Below are 659 nucleotides of genomic sequence, written 5' to 3'. Positions count from 1 at the left end.
AAAAAAGCCAACATTTACAAAGGCAAGATCACCCGGGTAGAACCGTCCCTGGAAGCGGCTTTTGTAGACTTCGGCGCCGAGCGCCACGGCTTCCTTCCCCTCAAGGAAATTTCCCGCCAGTACTTCCAGAAAGACCCCAAAGACATTCAGGGTCGCGTTAACATCAAGGAAGTCATCAAGGAAGGCCAGGAAGTCATCGTTCAGGTGGCCAAGGAGGAGCGCGGCAATAAAGGCGCCGCCCTCACCACCTTCATCAGCCTGGCTGGCCGCTACCTGGTACTGATGCCCAACAACCCCCGTGCCGGCGGCATCTCCCGTCGCATCGAAGGGGAAGAGCGCGCGCAACTGAAAGAAGCGCTGGGTGCACTGACCATTCCCGACGAAATGGGCGTGATCGTGCGCACCGCCGGGCTGGGCCGCAGTGCTGAAGAGCTGCAGTGGGACCTGAACTACCTGCTGAAGCTATGGACCTCCATTGACGATGCCTCCCAGGATCGCAAGGCGCCCTTCCTGATCTATCAGGAATCCAACGTCATCATTCGCGCCATCCGCGACTACCTGCGCAAAGACATCGGCGAAGTGCTGATCGACTCCAAAAAAGTCTACGACGAAGCCCAGGGCTTTGTTCAGCAGGTGATGCAGGACTTCCAGCACAAGAT

General features: G+C 57.7%; 1 protein-coding gene. It reads left to right on the top strand.

Annotated features, from left to right (window positions below):
* A partial coding sequence (locus A3730_RS25175) for a ribonuclease E/G (RefSeq protein WP_156501354.1) occupies positions 1 to 659 on the top strand: 659 nt, incomplete at both ends.

This window comes from Alcanivorax sp. HI0044, from assembly GCF_001634945.1.
The sequence above is the reverse complement of the archived record's forward strand: the minus strand, read 5'-3'. Positions and strand labels throughout refer to the sequence as shown.